The sequence below is a fragment of the Streptomyces narbonensis genome (assembly GCF_014649015.1).
GTDB classification, from domain to species: Bacteria; Actinomycetota; Actinomycetes; order Streptomycetales; family Streptomycetaceae; genus Streptomyces; species Streptomyces narbonensis.
The window spans coordinates 11,409-29,631 of sequence record NZ_BMSF01000032.1; the positions used below are offsets into that span (position 1 = coordinate 11,409).

At 71.1% G+C, this 18,223-nt stretch carries 17 protein-coding genes; 10 read left to right on the forward strand and 7 right to left on the reverse strand.

Going from position 1 to position 18,223, the window contains the following annotated elements; all coding sequences use genetic code 11:
* Positions 1-60 precede the first annotated feature (60 nt).
* The 5 genes from IE124_RS33205 (at position 61) to hemB (ending at position 6,197) form a co-directional block, all read left to right on the forward strand.
* Positions 61-855 carry a redox-sensing transcriptional repressor Rex gene (locus IE124_RS33205; protein ID WP_150269065.1) on the forward strand — a complete coding sequence of 265 codons (795 nt, stop codon included), beginning with the start codon at positions 61-63 and terminating at the stop codon, positions 853-855.
* On the forward strand, positions 852-2,216 hold the full coding sequence (locus tag IE124_RS33210; RefSeq protein WP_189513601.1) for a glutamyl-tRNA reductase: 1,365 nt from the start codon (positions 852-854) through the stop codon (positions 2,214-2,216). The genes IE124_RS33205 and IE124_RS33210 overlap by 4 nt, the downstream gene beginning before the upstream one ends.
* On the forward strand, positions 2,213-3,199 hold the full coding sequence (hemC, locus tag IE124_RS33215) for a hydroxymethylbilane synthase (protein WP_189513603.1): 987 nt from the start codon (positions 2,213-2,215) through the stop codon (positions 3,197-3,199). The genes IE124_RS33210 and hemC overlap by 4 nt, the downstream gene beginning before the upstream one ends.
* Positions 3,196-4,866, forward strand: a complete 1,671-nt coding sequence (locus IE124_RS33220) for a bifunctional uroporphyrinogen-III C-methyltransferase/uroporphyrinogen-III synthase (protein WP_189513605.1) — start codon at positions 3,196-3,198, stop codon at positions 4,864-4,866. Before hemC ends, IE124_RS33220 begins: the two co-directional genes overlap by 4 nt.
* A 326-nt stretch (positions 4,867-5,192) precedes the next feature.
* The gene (gene hemB / locus IE124_RS33225; RefSeq protein WP_189513607.1) at positions 5,193-6,197 is read left to right on the forward strand and encodes a porphobilinogen synthase; all 1,005 of its coding nucleotides are present in this window, start codon (positions 5,193-5,195) and stop codon (positions 6,195-6,197) included.
* A gap of 27 nt (positions 6,198-6,224) precedes the next feature.
* Here the strand turns inward: hemB and IE124_RS33230 are convergent, their stop codons facing one another.
* Positions 6,225-7,001, reverse strand: coding sequence for a DUF4253 domain-containing protein (locus tag IE124_RS33230; RefSeq protein ID WP_189513609.1), 777 nt, complete (start codon positions 6,999-7,001; stop codon positions 6,225-6,227).
* 110 nt (positions 7,002-7,111) lie between these two features.
* On the opposite strand from IE124_RS33230, the gene IE124_RS33235 reads away from it, so the two are divergent.
* Positions 7,112-7,381 carry a DUF1876 domain-containing protein gene (locus IE124_RS33235; RefSeq protein WP_189513631.1) on the forward strand — a complete coding sequence of 90 codons (270 nt, stop codon included), beginning with the start codon at positions 7,112-7,114 and terminating at the stop codon, positions 7,379-7,381.
* 63 nt (positions 7,382-7,444) lie between these two features.
* Here the strand turns inward: IE124_RS33235 and argS are convergent, their stop codons facing one another.
* A complete protein-coding gene (gene argS / locus IE124_RS33240) occupies positions 7,445-9,223 on the reverse strand; it encodes an arginine--tRNA ligase (protein ID WP_189513611.1) in 1,779 nt (592 codons plus the stop codon).
* Positions 9,224-9,410: 187 nt separating this feature from the next.
* On the opposite strand from argS, the gene lysS reads away from it, so the two are divergent.
* Positions 9,411-11,135, forward strand: coding sequence for a lysine--tRNA ligase (lysS, locus tag IE124_RS33245; protein ID WP_189513613.1), 1,725 nt, complete (start codon positions 9,411-9,413; stop codon positions 11,133-11,135).
* Between the two features lie 99 nt (positions 11,136-11,234).
* On the opposite strand, the gene IE124_RS33250 is transcribed toward lysS, so the two are convergent.
* From IE124_RS33250 to IE124_RS33260, 3 genes are all read right to left on the reverse strand, one after another.
* Entirely contained in the window at positions 11,235-12,536 is a 1,302-nt protein-coding gene (locus IE124_RS33250; protein WP_229833133.1) for a DUF2637 domain-containing protein, read from the reverse strand.
* Between the two features lie 130 nt (positions 12,537-12,666).
* A complete protein-coding gene (locus tag IE124_RS33255; RefSeq protein ID WP_189513617.1) occupies positions 12,667-13,404 on the reverse strand; it encodes a DUF3558 family protein in 738 nt (245 codons plus the stop codon).
* Between the two features lie 122 nt (positions 13,405-13,526).
* Positions 13,527-14,477 carry a DUF3558 domain-containing protein gene (locus IE124_RS33260; protein ID WP_189513620.1) on the reverse strand — a complete coding sequence of 317 codons (951 nt, stop codon included), beginning with the start codon at positions 14,475-14,477 and terminating at the stop codon, positions 13,527-13,529.
* 174 nt (positions 14,478-14,651) lie between these two features.
* On the opposite strand from IE124_RS33260, the gene IE124_RS33265 reads away from it, so the two are divergent.
* Positions 14,652-15,845, forward strand: coding sequence for an RtcB family protein (locus tag IE124_RS33265; RefSeq protein WP_189513622.1), 1,194 nt, complete (start codon positions 14,652-14,654; stop codon positions 15,843-15,845).
* Positions 15,846-15,897: 52 nt separating this feature from the next.
* Here IE124_RS33265 and IE124_RS33270 read toward each other — a convergent pair whose 3' ends face one another.
* Complete coding sequence (locus tag IE124_RS33270) at positions 15,898-16,662, reverse strand: SDR family NAD(P)-dependent oxidoreductase (RefSeq protein WP_189513624.1); 765 nt, start codon at positions 16,660-16,662, stop codon at positions 15,898-15,900.
* A 65-nt stretch (positions 16,663-16,727) separates the two neighbouring features.
* The gene (locus tag IE124_RS33275; RefSeq protein ID WP_189513626.1) at positions 16,728-17,063 is read right to left on the reverse strand and encodes a YnfA family protein; all 336 of its coding nucleotides are present in this window, start codon (positions 17,061-17,063) and stop codon (positions 16,728-16,730) included.
* Positions 17,064-17,138: 75 nt separating this feature from the next.
* Between IE124_RS33275 and IE124_RS33280 the strand changes: the two genes are divergently transcribed.
* Positions 17,139-17,609 (forward strand): hypothetical protein, encoded by a 471-nt coding sequence (locus tag IE124_RS33280; protein ID WP_229833134.1) that lies wholly within the window; start codon positions 17,139-17,141, stop codon positions 17,607-17,609.
* A 12-nt stretch (positions 17,610-17,621) separates the two neighbouring features.
* Positions 17,622-18,107, forward strand: coding sequence for a MarR family winged helix-turn-helix transcriptional regulator (locus IE124_RS33285; RefSeq protein WP_189513628.1), 486 nt, complete (start codon positions 17,622-17,624; stop codon positions 18,105-18,107).
* Positions 18,108-18,223 lie beyond the last annotated feature (116 nt).

Genomic DNA, 18,223 nt, shown 5'->3' on the forward strand with positions numbered 1-18,223 from the left:
CGACGGGGCGGTCTTGGGACATATGGCCGCCTGCAGCCCCGCTCATCCCGCAGGAGCACCGTGGCAACTGGCCGAACTCACCGACCGGCGACCCGTAGCCGAGGAATTCCCGAGGCCACCGTCGCCCGGCTTCCGCTGTATCTGCGCGCACTGACCGCGCTGTCGGAGCGCTCCGTACCCACGGTCTCCTCCGAGGAGCTCGCGGCCGCCGCGGGCGTCAACTCCGCGAAGCTGCGCAAGGACTTCAGCTACCTCGGCTCGTACGGCACCCGTGGTGTCGGCTACGACGTCGAGTACCTCGTCTACCAGATCTCCCGTGAGCTGGGGCTCACCCAGGACTGGCCCGTCGTCATCGTCGGTATCGGTAACCTCGGCGCCGCGCTCGCCGGCTACGGCGGCTTCGCCTCCCGTGGCTTCCGGGTCGCCGCGCTGATCGACGCCGACCCCGCCATGACCGGCAAGCCGGTCGCCGGGATCCCCGTCCAGCACAGCGACGACCTCGAGAAGATCATCAACGAGGACGGCGTCTCCATCGGCGTCATCGCGACGCCGGCCGGCGTCGCCCAGCAGGTCTGCGACCGGCTCGTGGCCGCCGGGGTCACCTCCATCCTGAACTTCGCCCCTACCGTGCTCTCCGTGCCCGACGGCGTGGACGTGCGCAAGGTCGACCTCTCCATCGAGCTCCAGATCCTCGCCTTCCACGAGCAGCGGAAGGCCGGCGAGGAGGCGGGCGCCGAGAGCGGCCCGGACTCGGGCACGGACACCGGTGCGCCCGCCGCGCCGCCCGCCGCCCGCACCGCGGGCGGCAGCCGCAAGGGACCCGACGGGGACGTCCCCGCCGTGATGCCGGCATGAGCCTCCTCGTCGTCGGGCTGAGCCACCGCAGCGCCCCGGTCTCCATCCTGGAGCGGGCCGCGCTGCCGGGGGACACCCAGATCAAGCTCCTCCAGGACACCCTCGCCGCCGAGCCGGCCGCCGAGGCCACCGCCCTGGCCACCTGCAACCGCATCGAGCTCTACGCCGACGTCGACAAGTTCCACGCCGGTGTCGCCGAGCTGTCCACGCTCCTCGCGCAGCACAGCGGCGTCGGCCTCGACGAGCTCACTCCCTATCTCTACGTGCACTACGAGGACCGGGCCGTCCACCACCTCTTCTCGGTGGCCTGCGGGCTCGACTCCATGGTCGTCGGCGAGGGCCAGATCCTCGGCCAGATCAAGGACGCGCTCGCGCTCGGCCAGGAGCAGCACACCGCCGGACGCCTCCTCAACGACCTCTTCCAGCAGGCCCTGAGGGTCGGCAAGCGCGCCCACAGCGAGACCGGGATCGACCGGGCCGGGCAGTCGCTCGTCACCTTCGGCCTGGAGCAGCTCGCCGACGGCGAGGGCGACGCGGACGTCGACACCTGGGCCAAGGGCAAGCGGGCGCTCGTCATCGGCGCCGGATCGATGTCCTCGCTGGCCGCGGCCACCCTCGCGCGCTCCGGCGTCTCCGAGGTCGTGATCGCCAACCGCACCCTCGGCCGTGCCGAGCGGCTCGCCCAGATCCTGAACGAGCCCGGTGGTACGGGAGTGGCCGCACGCGCGGTCGAGATGGTTGCCGTCGGCGACGAACTGACACGTGCCGACGTCGTCGTCTCCTGCACCGGCGCCACCGGACTCGTCCTCAGCGCCGAAGCCGTCGAGGCCGCCGTCCAGGGCCGCCGTACCCCGCTCGCCCTGCTCGACCTCGCCATGCCCCGCGACATCGACGCCGCCGCGCACCGGATCCCCGGCGTCCGGCTCGTCGACATCGAGTCGCTGGCCGAGGCCTCCGCCGACGCGCCCATGGCCGCCGACGTCGACCAGGTCCGGGGCATCGTCTCCGACGAGGTCGCCGCCTTCGGCGCCGCCCAGCGCGCCGCGCACATCACCCCGACCGTCGTCGCCCTGCGCACGATGGCGGCCGATGTCGTGGCCAACGAGGTCGCCCGGCTCGAAGGGCGGCTGCCCGGCCTCGACGAGAAGCAGCGCGCCGAGATCACCCAGACCGTGCGACGCGTGGTCGACAAGCTCCTGCACGCGCCGACCGTGCGGGTCAAGCAGCTGGCCAGCGAGCCCGGCGGCGCCGGGTACGCGGACGCGCTGCGGACACTCTTCGACCTCGACCCGGAGACGGTCGCATCCGTCAGCCGGGCCGACCTGAATGACGCCGACGTCAAGAACCGAGGGCGAGTATGACCGAGAGGGCACTGAGGCTCGGGACCAGGCGCAGCAAGCTCGCCATGGCCCAGTCCGGGCACGTGGCCGACGCCGTCCGGCAGCTGACCGGCCGGCCCGTCGAGCTCGTGGAGATCACGACGTACGGGGACACCTCCCGGGAGCACCTCGCGCAGATCGGCGGCACCGGCGTCTTCGTCGCCGCCCTGCGCGACGCGCTGCTCGCCGGTGAGGTGGACTTCGCCGTCCACTCCCTGAAGGACCTGCCGACCGCCCAGCACCCCGAGCTCGTGCTGGCCGCCATCCCGAAGCGCGAGGACCCGCGCGACGTGCTGATCGCACGGGAAGGCGTCACGCTCGACCGGCTGCCCAAGGGCGCCCGCGTCGGCACCGGCTCGCCGCGGCGCATGGCCCAGCTCCACGCGTACGCGCGCAGCCACGGTCTGGAGATCACCTGCGTCCCGATCCGGGGGAACATCGACACCCGGGTCGGCTACGTACACAGCGGTGAACTGGACGCGGTGGTACTCGCCGCGGCCGGTCTCAACCGCATCGGCGGGACCGCGGAGCTGACCGGCTCCCTGTCGCTCGACCACCTGTCGGTCGACTCGGTCCTGCCCGCCCCCGGCCAGGGGGCCCTGGCGATCGAGTGCCCGGCGTCCGACGCCGAGCTCGTCGCCACGCTCGCCGCTCTCGACGACCCGCACACGCGGGCCGCCGTGACGGCCGAGCGATCCCTGCTCGCCGCCCTGGAGGCCGGCTGCTCCGCACCCGTGGGTGCGCTGGCCGACCTGCTGGCCGACGACCCCGGTCACGGGCAGGTTGTCACCGAAATGCGCCTGCGCGGCGTCGTCGGCACCACCGACGGCTCGACGCTGGTGCAGCTGTCCACCACCGGTCCCGTACCCACCTCGCACGACGAGGCGATGCAGCTCGGACGCGAACTCGCGGACGAGATGCTCGCCAAGGGTGCGGCTGGTCTTATGGGGGAGCGAGCACTTTGAACCCCACCCGCCCGACCACCAGCCCTGTGTCCTCGGCCTTCACCGGCCACGGGCACGTCACGTTCCTCGGCGCAGGACCGGGAGACCCCGGACTGCTGACCCTCAGGGCCGTCGAGGCCCTCGCGGGCGCGGACGTCCTGATCGCCGAGCCGGAGGTGCTCGAGGTCGTTCGCGACCATGCGCGTGCGGGGGTGAGCACGCCTGAGCTGACGGTTGTTGACGAGGCGTCAACAGCCGCCGGAGTCCCCGTGTTGAGGGATGCCGCCAATCTTGTCATGGAGGCCGCGAGGGGCGGCAGGCGGGTCGTCCGTGCGGTGACCGGCGACCCCGGTCTCGACGGGAACGCGGGAGCCGAGATGCTCGCCTGCGCCGCCGAGGGCATCCCCTTCGAGGTCGTCCCCGGTGTCGCCACCGCCGTCGGCGTGCCCGCCTACGCCGGTGTCCCGCTGCGCGACGCGCAGGGCACGGACGTGCGCTTCGTCGACGCCAGGACCGCCGACGAGCGGTGCTGGGCCGAGGTCGGCGCCTCCGACGGGACCGTCGTGGTGTCCACCTCGCTCGACTCGGTGGCCGCGGCCGCCGGTGAACTGGTGGCGGCTGGCCGTAAGCCGGACACCCCGCTCACCGTCACGATCGCGGGCACGACCACCCGGCAGCGGACCTGGACCGCGACGCTCGGCACGATCGCCCAGGTCTTCAAGCAGGGCAAGATCCTCCCCTCGCCCGAGGGCCACCGACCCGTGATAGCCGTGGTCGGCGAGCGCAGCGCCCCGGCGCAGCGGGACCAGCTGTCGTGGTTCGAGTCGAAGCCGCTCTTCGGGTGGCGGGTGCTCGTGCCGCGTACCAAGGAGCAGGCCGCCTCGCTCTCCGACCAGCTGCGTTCCTACGGCGCGGTGCCGCACGAGGTGCCGACGATCGCCGTCGAGCCGCCGCGGACCCCGCAGCAGATGGAGCGGGCGGTCAAGGGGCTCGTCACCGGACGGTACGAGTGGATCGCCTTCACCTCGGTGAACGCGGTCAAGGCCGTGCGCGAGAAGTTCGAGGAGTACGGACTCGACGCCCGCGCCTTCGCCGGGATCAAGGTCGCGGCGGTGGGCGAGCAGACCGCCGCGGCGCTGGTGGACTTCGGTGTGAAGCCGGACCTGGTGCCGAGCGGTGAGCAGTCGGCCGCGGGGCTTCTGGAGGACTGGCCGCCGTACGACCCCGTCTTCGATCCGATCGACCGCGTCTTCCTGCCGCGGGCCGACATCGCGACCGAGACGCTGGTCGCGGGGCTCATCGAGCTCGGGTGGGAGGTCGACGACGTCACCGCCTACCGGACCGTGCGGGCGTCGCCGCCGCCGGCCGACACGCGTGAGGCGATCAAGGGTGGCGGGTTCGACGCCGTTCTCTTCACGTCGTCGTCGACCGTGCGGAACCTGGTCGGTATCGCCGGGAAGCCGCACAACGTGACCGTGATCGCGTGCATCGGTCCTGCCACGGCCAAGACGGCCGAGGAGCACGGGCTGCGGGTGGACGTGCTGTCGCCCGAGCCGTCCGTGCACAAGCTGGCCGAGGCGCTGGCGGACTTCGGGATGCGGCGGCGGGAGGCTGCGCTGGAGGCGGGGGATCCTGTGACCCGTCCTTCCGAGCGGCGGCCGGGGGCGCGGAGGCGGCGGACCACGTAGGTGCGGTGCTCGTCTGCTCGGGGCGCGGGTTCCTTCTCGGGGCCCGCGCCCCGACGTTTTTCGGGCCCTCCTGTCCTGGGGCCTGTCAGAGCGGCGCTTCGGTGGGGCGTGGGGGGCTGGTGGTGCGGGTCCGAGCAGGGGCGCCGCGCGCGTGGGCGTTGTGCCCACCCTCCCCCAGAGGGGGGACCCCCAGCCCCGGCGGAACGCATGCTCACAACGCGGTGGGCGGGGTGCGTGCGTGCAACGCGGTGGGTGTGACCGTGTGGGGTTCGGCGGCAACATGGTGTCGGTAAGAGCAGGGTTGGGGCGGGCGTAGCCTCGGGATTATGAACTCGTACGGATCCTTTCCCGGGACGCGGCCGCGGCGGCTGCGGACGACGCCCGCCATGCGGCGCATGGTTGCCGAGACGCGGCTGCAGCCGGCCGATCTGATCCTTCCCGCGTTCGTGCGGGAGGGCGTCAGCGAGCCGGTGCCGATCAGCGCGATGCCCGGCGTCGTGCAGCACACGCGGGACACCCTGCGGAAGGCCGCCGTGGAGGCGGTGGAGGCCGGGGTCTCCGGGATCATGCTCTTCGGTGTGCCCGAGGACGCGAAGAAGGACGCGGCGGGAACGGCCGGGACCGATCCGGACGGCATCCTGCAGGTCGCCATCCAGGACGTGAAGGCCGAGGTCGGCGACGACCTCGTGATCATGTCCGACCTGTGCCTCGACGAGTACACGGACCACGGCCACTGCGGTGTCCTCGACGGGAACGGGCGGGTCGACAACGACGCCACCCTGGAGCGGTACGCCGAGATGGCGCAGGTCCAGGCCGACGCGGGCGTCCACGTGGTCGGGCCCTCCGGAATGATGGACGGCCAGGTCGGGGTGGTCCGCGACGCCCTGGACACCATCGGCAAGGAGGACGTGGCGATCCTCGCGTACACCGCGAAGTACTCCTCCGCCTTCTACGGCCCCTTCCGCGAGGCCGTCGGCTCCTCCCTCCAGGGCGACCGCAAGACCTACCAGCAGGACCCCGCCAACCTCCGTGAGTCGATGCGCGAGCTCGCACTCGACCTGGAGGAGGGGGCGGACATGGTGATGGTCAAGCCCGCCGGGCCGTACCTGGACGTGCTCGCCAAGGTCGCCGAGGCCGTGGACGTGCCCGTCGCCGCGTACCAGATCAGCGGTGAGTACGCGATGGTCGAGGCCGCCGCCGAGAAGGGCTGGATCGACCGGGACAAGGCGATCTTCGAGACCTTGACCGGCATCCGGCGTGCCGGGGCGCAGATGATCCTGACCTACTGGGCCACCGAGGTCGCCCAGAAGCTGGCCGCCGCACGCCGATAGGCACCCGGTGGGTCTGGTCTGGTGGGCTCAGTCCCACCAGAACGTCCAGACGGGGCTGTCCAGCAGCCCCGCCCGGGCGTAGTCGCGGAGGTTCGTGTGGCTGCCCTGGTCGATGTTGTCCGGGCAGAACGCAAAGTGTTCGGCCGCAACCGCCTCGGCCTCCTCCAGTGTCCCGGGCGGGGACGCCACCGAGACCACCAGCTGGTCGAAGGTGAGCGCGACGACACGGGCCCCGAAGCGGTCCTCCCAGGACCGCAGCACCGCACACAGCCGGGCCACGTCGTTCTCGTGGTTCAGCGGCCCGGTCCAGCCGATCGCCGCTGGGATGTCCGCGCTGCGCCGTGCCGGCACCAGGGCCGGGCGGGCGTCCTCCAGCCAGAAGCCCGGCTCCGTCAGCATCTCGGCGACGGCGGCCGCCGTCCCGTCGGGCTCCGTGTCATACGGCTGTGCCGGGGCCAGGCCCGGCCAGCCGGCACTCCCGGGCATCTCGTCGGACGCGTACGCGTCCCAGAAGCCGGCGAGGACCTCGTCGGCCTCGTGGTCGGCCGGATCGCTCATCCGCTCCGGCATCAGCTCCCACCGGTCCAGGCCCCACTCACCGCCCAGCAGCACCGGCAGCAGCCCAGCCGTGCGGGCCGCCGGGCGCAACGCGCTCCAGCCGGCGGGCCCCGCCGCGCCGTGTCCCGACCAGAGGTACGGGGCCTCCGCGGGGCCGGTGAGGGCGCCGGGCGGCAGGTCGAGGCCGAGGGAACGGCCGGTCGGATCGGCTGCGAGCCGAGGCAGCTGGTTCGGGATCATCGCCATGCGCAGAACGTACGGGGCACCACTGACAACGGGGCGAGTGGTGGGGCGGCACCGGGCGGCGCACTCTGGAGGGGTAGCCGACAGGTACCTCGGTGGAGGTGGTCCTCATGATGCACACGCTTGTCGGATGGCATGTGGAGATGGAGTTCAAGGAGGAGGGCGACCGGACGCGGGCGGCGGCCATGGTCCGGCTCACCGACGGCACCGAGTTCCGGGCCCACGGCACGGCCAACCGGCACCCCTCGGATCCGGACCAGCTGCGGGTCGGCGAGGAGATCGCGGGCGCCCGCGCGCTCATGGATCTCGCCTCCCAGCTGCTCCAGAAGGCCCACACGGAGATCGACGAGGTCTCGGGCAGGACCTCCCACAATCTTCGCTGACGACGAAGCCCCCGGTACGGGTTCCCGTACCGGGGGCTTCGCCCCGGAATCCCGCCCAGGGCGTCAGAGGCGCTCGGGGGTGCGGATGCCCAGGAGAGCCATGCCCTGGTGGAGCGTGCGGGCCGTCAGGTCGCAGAGGAAGAGGCGGTTCTCCGCGACCTCCTGCGCCGGCTCCGGCTTGATGACCGGGCACTGGTCGTAGAACGTCGTGTACAGCGAGGCCAGCTGGTACAGGTACGCGGCGAGCTTGTGCGGCGCGTACTCCGCGGCCGTCTCGGAGAGCACCTCGCCGAACTGGTCCAGGTGCAGGCCGAGCGCGCGCTCCGCCGGGGCCAGCTCCAGCTCCGGGTGGGCCAGCGGCGTGCGGTCGCCGGCCTTGCCGAAGATCGACCTGATCCGCGCGTACGCGTACTGCAGGTACACCGACGTGTCGCCGTTCAGCGACACCATCTGGTCCAGGTCGAACTTGTAGTCGCGCGCGGCGGACGTCGACAGGTCGGCGTACTTGACCGCGCCGATGCCCACGAACCGGCCGTTCTCGACGATCTCCGACTCGCTCAGGCCCACCTTCTCGGCCTTCTCGCGCACCACCGTCGTCGCCCGGTCCACGGCCTCGTCCAGCAGGTCCACCAGCCGGACCGTCTCGCCCTCACGGGTCTTGAACGGCTTGCCGTCCTTGCCGAGGACCGTGCCGAAGGCCAGCTGGACGGCCTTCACGTCGTCGTTCAGCCAGCCGGCCCGGCGGGCCGTCTCGAAGACCATCTTGAAGTGCAGCGACTGACGGGCGTCCACCACGTACAACAGGGACGTCGCCTTCAGGTTCTGGACACGGTCACGGATCGCGGACAGGTCCGTCGCCGCGTAACCGAAGCCGCCGTCGGACTTCTGGACGATCAGCGGCGTCGGGTTGCCGTCCGGGCCCTTCACGTCGTCGAAGAAGACGCACAGCGCACCCTCGGAGCGGACGGCGACGCCCGACTCCTCGAGGATGCGGCACGTCTCCGCCAGCATGTCGTTGTAACCGGACTCGCCGACGATGTCGGGGTCGTCGATGTCCATGTCGAGCTTCTCGAAGACCGAGTAGAAGTAGATCTTCGACTCGTCCACGAACCGCTGCCACAGGGCCAGCGTCTCCGGCTCGCCCGCCTGGAGGTCCACGACCCGGGCACGCGCCCGCGTCTTGAACTCCTCGTCCGAGTCGAAGAGCGTCCGCGAGGCCTTGTACAGCCGGTTGAGGTTCGACATGGCCTCCTCACCGGAGGCGTCGGCGCTCTCGCCGTCGGCCTTGTGGTCCAGCTCGTGCGGGTGCTCGATCAGGTACTGGATGAGCATGCCGAACTGGGTGCCCCAGTCGCCGATGTGGTGCCGGCGGACCACGCTCTCGCCCGTGAACTCCAGGATCTCCACCATCGCGGCGCCGATCACGGCGGAGCGCAGGTGCCCGACGTGCATCTCCTTCGCCACGTTCGGCTGGGCGTAGTCGATGACCGTCGTCCCCGCCGACTCGTTGAACGGCACGCCGAGCCGGGCGTCGGCGGCGCGCGCCGCGAGGGTCTCGACGATCGCGGAGTCCGTGACCGTGATGTTCAGGAAGCCGGGGCCCGAGACCTCGATCTCCTTCAGCACGTCGTTCGCCGGGATCGCGTCGACGACCTTCGTCGCCAGCTCACGCGGGTTGCCCTTGAGCTGCTTGGCCAGCGCCAGGATGCCGTTGGCCTGGAAATCGGCCCGGTCGCTTCGTCGCAGCAGCGGGTCGGCGGACGCGGCCTCCGGCAGAGCTGCCGAGAGTCCGTCCGCGAGGCGCTGCTGCACGGTCGAAGCGAGGGAAGGGACCGAGGCCATGAGCTTCCGTTCCTGTTGAGTCCGTCAGGTCTATTTCGCTTGTCAAGTGTCCCATGGGAGAGCAACGTGTTTTCTCCCCCTGTGGACAACCTCGGACCGTGTGCTTCCGTCTGGGAGAATGGCTCGGGTAGGGCCGTAGCCGTAGGGCTGTCAGGCAGCACCCCTCAGGAAGAAGGACGTACCGACCGTGGCTCAGAGCAGCACCGAGACCGACTGGGTCTCCCGTTTCGCGGACGAGGTCATCGCCGAGTCGGAGCGACGTGCGCCTGGCAAACCGGTCGTCGTCGCCTCCGGTCTCTCCCCGTCCGGCCCCATCCACCTCGGCAACCTCCGCGAGGTCATGACCCCGCACCTGGTCGCCGACGAGATCCGCCGCCGCGGACACGAGGTCCGTCACCTCATCTCCTGGGACGACTACGACCGCTACCGCAAGGTGCCGAACGGCATCGAGGGCATCGACGCGTCCTGGGCCGAGCACATCGGCAAGCCGCTGACCTCGGTCCCGGCCCCCGCCGGCTCGCCCCACCCCAACTGGGCCGAGCACTTCAAGGCCGCCATGGTCGAGTCCCTGGCCGAGCTGGGCGTCGAGTACGACCCCATCAGCCAGACCGAGCAGTACACGGCCGGCACCTACCGCGAGCAGATCCTGCACGCCATGAAGAACCGCGGTGCCATCGACGCCATCCTCGACCAGTACCGGACGAAGAAGGCCCCGAAGAAGCAGTCGCAGAAGCCCCTCGACGAGGCCGAGCTGGAGGCCGAGGAGGGCTCCGGCGCCGCCGCCGAGGACGACGGCTCCGGCGGCGCCTCCGGCTACTTCCCGTACAAGCCGTACTGCGGCCGGTGCGAGAAGGACCTGACCACGGTCACCTCGTACGACGACGAGACCACCGAGCTCGCCTACACATGCACGAACTGCGGCTTCGCCGAGACCGTGAAGCTCAGCGAGTTCAACCGCGGCAAGCTGGTCTGGAAGGTCGACTGGCCGATGCGCTGGGCCTACGAGGGCGTCATCTTCGAGCCCTCCGGCGTCGACCACTCCTCGCCCGGCTCCTCCTTCGTCGTCGGCGGCCAGATCGTCCGCGAGATCTTCGACGGCGTCCAGCCCATCGGCCCCATGTACGCCTTCGTCGGCATCAGCGGCATGGCCAAGATGTCCTCCTCGCGCGGTGGCGTGCCGACCGCCGCCGACGCGCTGAAGATCATGGAAGCGCCGCTGCTGCGCTGGCTGTACGCCCGCCGCAAGCCCAACCAGTCCTTCAAGATCGCCTTCGACCAGGAGATCCAGCGGCTCTACGACGAGTGGGACAAGCTGGAGGCCAAGGTCGCGGACGGCACCGTGCTCCCCGCCGACGCCGCGGCCCACACCCGCGCGGCCCGCACCGCCGCCGGCGAGCTGCCGCGCACGCCGCGCCCGCTGCCCTACCGCACGCTCGCCTCGGTCATGGACATCACGGCCGGCCACGACGAGCAGACCCTGCGGATCCTGACCGAGCTCGACCCGGAAAACCCGGTCACCTCCCTGGACGAGGTCCGGCCGCGCCTCGACCGCGCCGAGAACTGGATCACCAACCAGGTCCCGGCCGACCAGCGCACCATCGTCCGCGAGGAGCCCGACACCGAGCTCCTCGGCACCCTGGACGACGAGGGCCGCGAATCGCTGCGGCTGCTCCTGGAGGGCCTGGACACCCACTGGTCGCTCGACGGGCTCACCACGCTCGTCTACGGCGTCCCGAAGGTCCTGGCCGGGCTCGACCCCGAGGCCAAGCCGACGCCCGAGCTGAAGCTCGCCCAGCGCGCCTTCTTCGCCCTGCTCTACAAGCTCCTCGTGAGCCGTGAGACCGGGCCCCGCCTGCCCACGCTGCTCCTCGCGGTGGGGGCGGAGCGCGTCCGCAAGCTGCTGGGCGCGTGAGATCCGCGTGACCGCGTGAGTACGTGAGTACGTGAAGGGCCGCCATCCGGAATCCGGGTGGCGGCCCTTTCGCGTTGCTTCACGGGGTGTCGGCGGCCCTTACGGGGTGTCGACGTCGGCCCTCGCCTGCTGGACCCGCTCCTGCGCCCTCGGCATCGCCTGCCGCAGCAGGTCGATGTCGGTGGCGGGGAACTCCTGGAGGCCGTACTGCTCGGCCACCAGCTGCGCCAGCTCGGCCTCGGCGGGGAGCCGCTCGTGCTCCATCACGTACGCGCCCAGGACCTTGTAGACGACGTCCTCGAACTCGTCGGCCTGCGGCTCCGGCCGCTCGACGTACTCCGGGTACTCCACGAACTGCTCGGGGCCCGGCGCGGGGACGTCCTCAGGCCCCTGCGGCACCGGGACCGGCGTCGGCTCCAGGCCCTCCACGATCCGAGGGTTGTAGGTGCCCTCGTACGACTCAGTGGAGACCTGCTGCGCGGCGAACCACTGGCTCTCGTGGTTGTCACCCGCCTCGCCGGGATAGCCCGGCTGACCCGGATGCCCGGGCTGACCCGGCTGACCCGGAGGCCCGGGCTGACCCGGAGGCCCGGGCTGACCCGGCGCACCCTGAGGGAGCTGGGGCTGCTGCGGGTGCTGCGGCTGGGGAAGCTGCTGGGGCACGGGCGCCCCGACCGCCACCGGTACCGCGGCCCCCTGCGCCTGCGCGGGCAACACCGCGGGCTCGATGCCCGCCGCCGCGAGACCCGCCGCCGCCGTCTCCGCAAGCGGCACCCCGTACCGGGCCAGCCGCAGCGGCATCAGCGCCTCGACCGGGGCCTTGCGCCGCCAGCTACGGCCGTAACGGGCCTGCAGCCGCGCCTGGTAGATCAGCCGCTCCTGCTCCAGCTTGATGACCTGCTCGTACGAGCGGAGCTCCCAGAGCTTCATCCGGCGCCACAAGCGGAAGGTCGGCACCGGGGAGAGCAGCCAGCGGGTGAGCCGCACGCCCTCCATGTGCTTGTCCGCCGTGATGTCCGCGATCCGGCCCACCGCGTGACGCGCGGCCTCCACGGCCACCACGAACAGGATCGGAATCACCGCGTGCATCCCGACACCCAGCGGGTCCGGCCAGGCCGCCGCGCCGTTGAAGGCGATCGTCGCCGCCGTCAGGACCCAGGCGGTCTGACGCAGCAGCGGAAACGGAATCCGCAGCCAGGTCAGCAGCAGGTCCAGGGCGAGCAGGACACAGATGCCCGCGTCGATGCCGATGGGGAAGAAGTACGAGAAGGTACCGAAGCCCTTGGCCACCGCGAGCTCGCGCACAGCGGCGTAGGAACCCGCGAAACCGATTCCCGCGATGATCAGCGCACCGGCGATGACGAGGCCGATGAGTATTCGGTGTGTGCGTGTCAGCTGCATCGCGGCCACCCGCGATCCCCTCCCCGTCAAACGACATCTCGCGCGCACAGACTGGCACATGCGCGCGGAGCCCGGCCCTCGGGGGAGGGACGGGCTCCGCTCACCGGTCTGTGTCTGTGCCGGTTTGTGACTACTTGTTGGCTGCCGCGACGGCGGCCACGGCCTCCTTGGCCGCCTTCACCGCCCCGTCCATGATCTTCTTCTCGGACGGAGCGTCGGCACCCGCGTAGCCGGCGCCGTTGTACGACAGCAGGACCAGGACGTTGCCCGTACGCGCGACGACCGAGGCGTAGACGAAGTCCTCGTCCGTCTTGCGCAGCTTGTACGCGACCGCCTTCGCCTCCTCGCCGATCCCCGAGGCCGTCGTGGTCTTGAGCTTCTTCGCGCCCGGCGTCTCCTGGACCTTGGCGAGCTCCTTCGCCAGGTTCTCCGTCGCGCGCTCCTCACCGCTGCCGAGCGACACGTCCGACGCGTACCGGTAGAACGACACGTCCAGCCAGCGGTACTGCGAGCCGTCCACGCCGTTGTCGTCCAGGCCGTTCCAGGAGCAGCCGCCACGGCTGGCCAGGTCGCTGGAAGCCGCCGCCGTGCCCTTCTTGCTCTTCGCCTTGGGCACCAGGGAAGCGGTCGTCTTCGCCGAGATCGCCTTGCAGACCTCGGGCAGCTTCGCGAACTTCGCCGGCGCGACCGTCGGCGTCGGCGAGGGAGTGGGGGTCGCGGACGCCGAAGCGGAGGCCTTGTCCTGCGGCCCCGTCTTGCCGGAGTCGCCGCTGCCGCCCGAGTCCGAGGAGCAGCCGGCGACGACGAGCATCACCGGGACGGCTGCGCAGGCGAGTATGCGGGGGAGTCGCGAGGCTGATCGCTGCATGGTTCCTTCAGTCGCTTGTCGTACGGTCCGGCCGGCCGGTCGGCGGCCACGGCCATCGGGCGGCCACGGGTACGCCGACACGTTACGTGGTCGCCGTCCGCTCACGGATCGGAGCGGAACGGCTACTCCTCCAGGCGCTCGGCCAGCTTCCGGGCCAGATTCCGGGCCCTTTCCTGCAGTTCCTGGCTGTCGGGGGCCGCCGCTGAACCGGTTGTCTGCTCCCGGTAGGAGACGGTCACGATGACGTTGGATGTGCGGAACACCACGCTGACGACGCGCTGATGGCCACTCGCGCCGACGGTGCTCAGGGCGTCGTCGAGGTACGCGATCTCGCCGAGGCCTTCGAGGACGCGGGGCTCCAGACCGGTGGAGGCGGGGGTGGGGGTGGTCGAGGGGGTGCCGCCGGAGGGCGCTCCCGATGCCGGGGCGGTGGGGGTCTTGCCCGTCGGCGCGGTGGCGCTCGGGGTACCCGTGGTGCCCTTGGCGCCTGGGGTGCTCGGCGTGCTCGGCTTGTTCGCCGGGGGAGGCGTCGCCGTGCCGGAGGCGGTGCCCGTGGCCGTGCCGGTGGGGGTGGGCGGGGTCGTGGGGGGTACGGGGATCCCCGCCGCGAGCTGCTTGCGGAGGTACACCTCCTGCGCCCGGGAGTCGTCGCTGACGGCGGGGTCGTACGACACGACCCGCTCGATGTCGAGGGCGAGCCGGTGGGAGGTCTCGGGGCTGTCGGCCTTCCAGGTGCAGCCCACGCGCCGGTCGGTGTCGTACGTGACGGCCGCGACGCCGCGGTACGCCTTGCCGCGCTCGGCGTCGGGCAGGGCGGCCGCGCCCGGGAGCAGGTCCTTGAGCGTCGCCTGCGGGACGGCGCCGCAGGGCTCGAAGAGCGTGCGGTAGCGGCCGGGGGGTGCGACGGGCGAGACGGGGCCGGCCTTGGCGTCGACGGCGAGATCGTCCGTGGTGGGGCCTGCCGAACATCCCGTGAGACCGAGCCCGAGGCCCAGTCCGATGACGCTGGTGAGGACGACGGCGGTGCGCGCCGTGGACCCGGTGCGGCCGGGTGCGTACCTCTTTCGCTGCACGGTCCCAGGCTCCCTTCGCCCGAAGTCTTTCCGGAAAACTGTTTGCCGCGCGAACCCGGCCGGTGGACACAATGTCTATCGCACACGCAGCTGTTGATGCCGGTCCCCTGTCACCTGTACGGGCTTTGGCTCCGGTTTTTGCGTTATCAGACTTTTCGGGGGAATCGAGGAAGTATGTCGTATGTAGAGGTACCAGGGGCGAAAGTACCGATCCGGATGTGGGCCGACCCCGCCTCGGTCGAGGGCGGCGCCATGCAGCAGCTGCAGAACGTGGCGACGCTGCCGTGGATCAAGGGCCTGGCCGTGATGCCGGACGTGCATTACGGCAAGGGTGCGACGGTCGGTTCCGTGATCGCGATGCAGGGTGCGGTGTGTCCGGCGGCGGTCGGTGTGGACATCGGCTGCGGGATGTCGGCGGTCAAGACGTCGTTGACGGCGAACGACCTGCCGGGTGATCTGTCGCGGCTGCGGTCGAAGATCGAGCAGGCGATTCCGGTGGGGCGTGGCATGCACCGGGACGAGGTGGACCCCTCGCGGCTGTTCCAGTTCCCGACGGCGGGCTGGGGCGACTTCTGGTCGCGCTTCGACGGCATCGCGGAGTCGGTCAAGTTCCGTCATGATCGCGCCCAGAAGCAGATGGGAACGCTCGGATCCGGAAACCACTTCATCGAGTTCTGTCTCGACGAAACGGGCGCGGTCTGGCTGATGCTGCACTCCGGGTCGCGGAACATCGGCAAGGAGCTCGCCGAGTACCACATCGGCGAGGCACAGAAGCTGCCCCACAACCAGGGGATCGTGGACCGTGACCTCGCGGTCTTCGTCGCCGACACCCCGCAGATGCAGGCCTACCGCAACGACCTCTTCTGGGCGCAGGAGTACGCGAAGTACAACCGCGCGATCATGATGGCGCTCTTCCAGGAGGTCGTACGGCGGGAGTTCCGCAAGGCGAAGGTGACCTTCGACCCGGTCATCTCCTGCCACCACAACTACGTGGCGGAGGAGCGGTACGAGGGCATGGACATGCTCGTCACTCGTAAGGGTGCGATCCGGGCCGGCTCCGGGGAGTTCGGGATCATCCCGGGCTCGATGGGCACGGGCTCGTACATCGTGAAGGGCCTCGGGAACGCGGCGTCCTTCAACTCCGCCTCGCACGGCGCCGGCCGCCGGATGAGCCGGAGTGCGGCGAAGCGGCGCTTCACCGTGCGGGACCTGGAGGACCAGACGCGGGGCGTGGAGTGCCGGAAGGACTCCGGTGTCGTGGACGAGATCCCGGGCGCCTACAAGCCGATCGAGCAGGTGATCGACCAACAGCGGGACCTGGTGGAGGTCGTCGCCAAGCTGAAGCAGGTCATCTGCGTGAAGGGCTGACCTTCGGGTGACGACAAGGGGCCGGTGCCGTGCGCCGGCCCCTTTCGCGGTCCTACAGCTCGCGGTGGACCTTGGTGTTGGAGGCCTGGGCGCGGGGGCGGACGACCAGGAGGTCGATGTTGACGTGCGGGGGGCGGGTGCAGGCCCAGGTGATGGTGTCGGCCACGTCGTCCGCGGTCAGGGGCTCGGCCACGCCGGCGTAGACCTTGGCGGCCTTCTCGGTGTCGCCGCGGAAGCGGGTCGTGGCGAACTCGTCGGTCTTGACCATGCCGGGGGCGATCTCGATGACGCGGACCGGGGTGCCGACGATCTCCAGGCGGAGGGTCTCGGCGAGGACGCGGGCGCCGTTCTTGGCGGCGACGTAGCCGGCGCCGCCCTCGTAGGTGGAGTGGCCCGCCGTGGAGGAGAGGACGACGACGGTGCCGTCGCCGCTCGCGGTGAGGGCCGGGAGCAGGGCCTGGGTCATGTGGAGGGTGCCGAGGACGTTGACCTCGTACATCTGGCGCCAGTCGTCGGGGTCGCCGGTGGCGACGGACTCGGCGCCGAGGGCGCCGCCGGCGTTGTTGACGAGGACCGCGAGGGTGCGGAAGGCGGTGGCGAACTCGTCGACGGCGGCGCGGTCGGTGACGTCGAGGGCGTAGGCGGTGGCCTGGTGGCCGGCGTCGTTGAGCTCGGCGGCGAGGGCTTCGATGCGGTCCTTGCGGCGGGCGGTGAGCACCACGCGGTAGCCGGCGGCGGCCAGCTGCCTCGCGGTGGCGGCGCCGATTCCGCTGCTCGCTCCGGTGATGACGGCGATGGGGGTACCGGGGCCGGTCATGGCGTGCTCCTCGCGCAGGTGGTCGATTACGTGGATCGCCCGGTCAGGATAGGTGGGGGCGGGGATCAGCGGCCGCGTGGGGCGTACATGATCACGGCCATGCCCGCGAGGCAGACGAGGGCGCCGATGACGTCCCAGCGGTCCGGGCGGTAGCCGTCGGCGGCCATGCCCCAGAGGAGCGAGCCCGCGACGAACACGCCGCCGTAGGCGGCGAGGACGCGGCCGAACTCGGCGTCGGGCTGAAGGGTGGCGACGAGGCCGTAGACGCCGAGCGCGAGGACGCCCGCGCCGATCCAGATCCAGCCTCGGTGCTCCCGTACGCCCTGCCAGACGAGCCATGCGCCGCCGATCTCGAAGAGCGCGGCGAGGACGAAGAGGGCTACGGAGCGGGCGATCAGCATGGGGTCAGCGTGTCATGGGACACGCTGACTGATGGGGTATCAAGGGATTTGGTGTGATGTGGGTATTTTGTGCTTATGCGTGGAATGTCGAAGGTCGTGCTCGGGGTCGTGCTGGCGGGCTCGGTGGTGGCGGGTACAGGGGTGAGCGCCGGCGCCGTGGGGGCCGAGGCGGATCTTGCCCATCACGGGCACGTCTCCCTGTGGGACGGGCGGGTCGGCGTCTGGCTGGTCAGTGAGAACCACGGGCCCTCCGATCTCCCCCAGGCGACGGTCCGGCTCGCCTTCTCCGAGCCGATGGCGGGCGGTCACGAGCTGCCGGCGGCCTGTCTGTGGAGCAGCGACCGCGTGGTGTCCTGCCGGACGGGCGAGCTGCGGGCCGCCGGGAGCGTCGGCGAGCTGGCGCTCGACCTGCGGACCGCCGGCCTTCCGGACGAGCTGACGGTGGAGATCACCACGGCCTGGCGGGACGGGGCGGCCGACCGGAACCCGGGGAACGACCGGCATCGCGTGCTGGTGCTCGCCACCGGGGATCCGTACGTCTTCTGATTCACTTTCCGCATGCCGCAGAAGAGTTCCGCCCGGCGTGACGCGCTGATGACCGAGCTGTACGGGGAGGCCCGCCGCTACATGGCCTCCTATGCCCTGTTCAACCAGGCCGTCGCCGATCATCTGCGGCTCCACCCGACCGATGTGCAGTGCCTGAACCTGCTCAGCCTGGAGGAGGGGCCGGTGACGACCGGCCGGGTGGCCGAGCTGACCGGGCTCACCACGGGCTCGGCGACCCGGCTCGTCGACCGGCTGGAACGGGCCGGGTACGTGACGCGCGAGCGGGACACCGAGGACCGGCGTCGGGTCCTGGTGGCGCTCGTGCCCGCGCGGATGGCCGAGCTCGCCGCTCTGTGGCGGAAGCTCAACGGCACCTGGGGCACGATGTTCGACGTCTACAGCGACGCCGAGGTCGCCCTGCTCATCGCCCATATGCGGCGCACCGTCGAGGTCAGCGCCGTACAGATCGAGCGGCTGCGCGGCGGCGAACTCGACTGACCACGGGGCCTTGGGGAGCCCCGCGTGCCGGGTCTGATCGGGGCAGGACACCCCCTAGGACTTGTCCGGCCGATCATGTGACTACTCCGCGTCGGGGTCGTTGATGTGGACATGGG

What these genes read in the sequence shown, in the direction of transcription:
- IE124_RS33210 (WP_189513601.1), top strand. Translation starts at nt 852, where the DNA reads ATGAGCCTCCTCGTCGTCGGGCTGAGCCACCGCAGCGCCCCGGTCTCC.
- hemC (WP_189513603.1), top strand. Translation starts at nt 2,213, where the DNA reads ATGACCGAGAGGGCACTGAGGCTCGGGACCAGGCGCAGCAAGCTCGCC.
- hemB (WP_189513607.1), top strand. Translation starts at nt 5,193, where the DNA reads ATGAACTCGTACGGATCCTTTCCCGGGACGCGGCCGCGGCGGCTGCGG.
- IE124_RS33230 (WP_189513609.1), bottom strand. Translation starts at nt 7,001, where the DNA reads ATGGCGATGATCCCGAACCAGCTGCCTCGGCTCGCAGCCGATCCGACC.
- IE124_RS33235 (WP_189513631.1), top strand. Translation starts at nt 7,112, where the DNA reads ATGCACACGCTTGTCGGATGGCATGTGGAGATGGAGTTCAAGGAGGAG.
- argS (WP_189513611.1), bottom strand. Translation starts at nt 9,223, where the DNA reads ATGGCCTCGGTCCCTTCCCTCGCTTCGACCGTGCAGCAGCGCCTCGCG.
- IE124_RS33250 (WP_229833133.1), bottom strand. Translation starts at nt 12,536, where the DNA reads ATGCAGCTGACACGCACACACCGAATACTCATCGGCCTCGTCATCGCC.
- IE124_RS33255 (WP_189513617.1), bottom strand. Translation starts at nt 13,404, where the DNA reads ATGCAGCGATCAGCCTCGCGACTCCCCCGCATACTCGCCTGCGCAGCC.
- IE124_RS33265 (WP_189513622.1), top strand. Translation starts at nt 14,652, where the DNA reads ATGTCGTATGTAGAGGTACCAGGGGCGAAAGTACCGATCCGGATGTGG.
- IE124_RS33270 (WP_189513624.1), bottom strand. Translation starts at nt 16,662, where the DNA reads ATGACCGGCCCCGGTACCCCCATCGCCGTCATCACCGGAGCGAGCAGC.
- IE124_RS33275 (WP_189513626.1), bottom strand. Translation starts at nt 17,063, where the DNA reads ATGCTGATCGCCCGCTCCGTAGCCCTCTTCGTCCTCGCCGCGCTCTTC.
- IE124_RS33280 (WP_229833134.1), top strand. Translation starts at nt 17,139, where the DNA reads ATGCGTGGAATGTCGAAGGTCGTGCTCGGGGTCGTGCTGGCGGGCTCG.
- IE124_RS33285 (WP_189513628.1), top strand. Translation starts at nt 17,622, where the DNA reads ATGCCGCAGAAGAGTTCCGCCCGGCGTGACGCGCTGATGACCGAGCTG.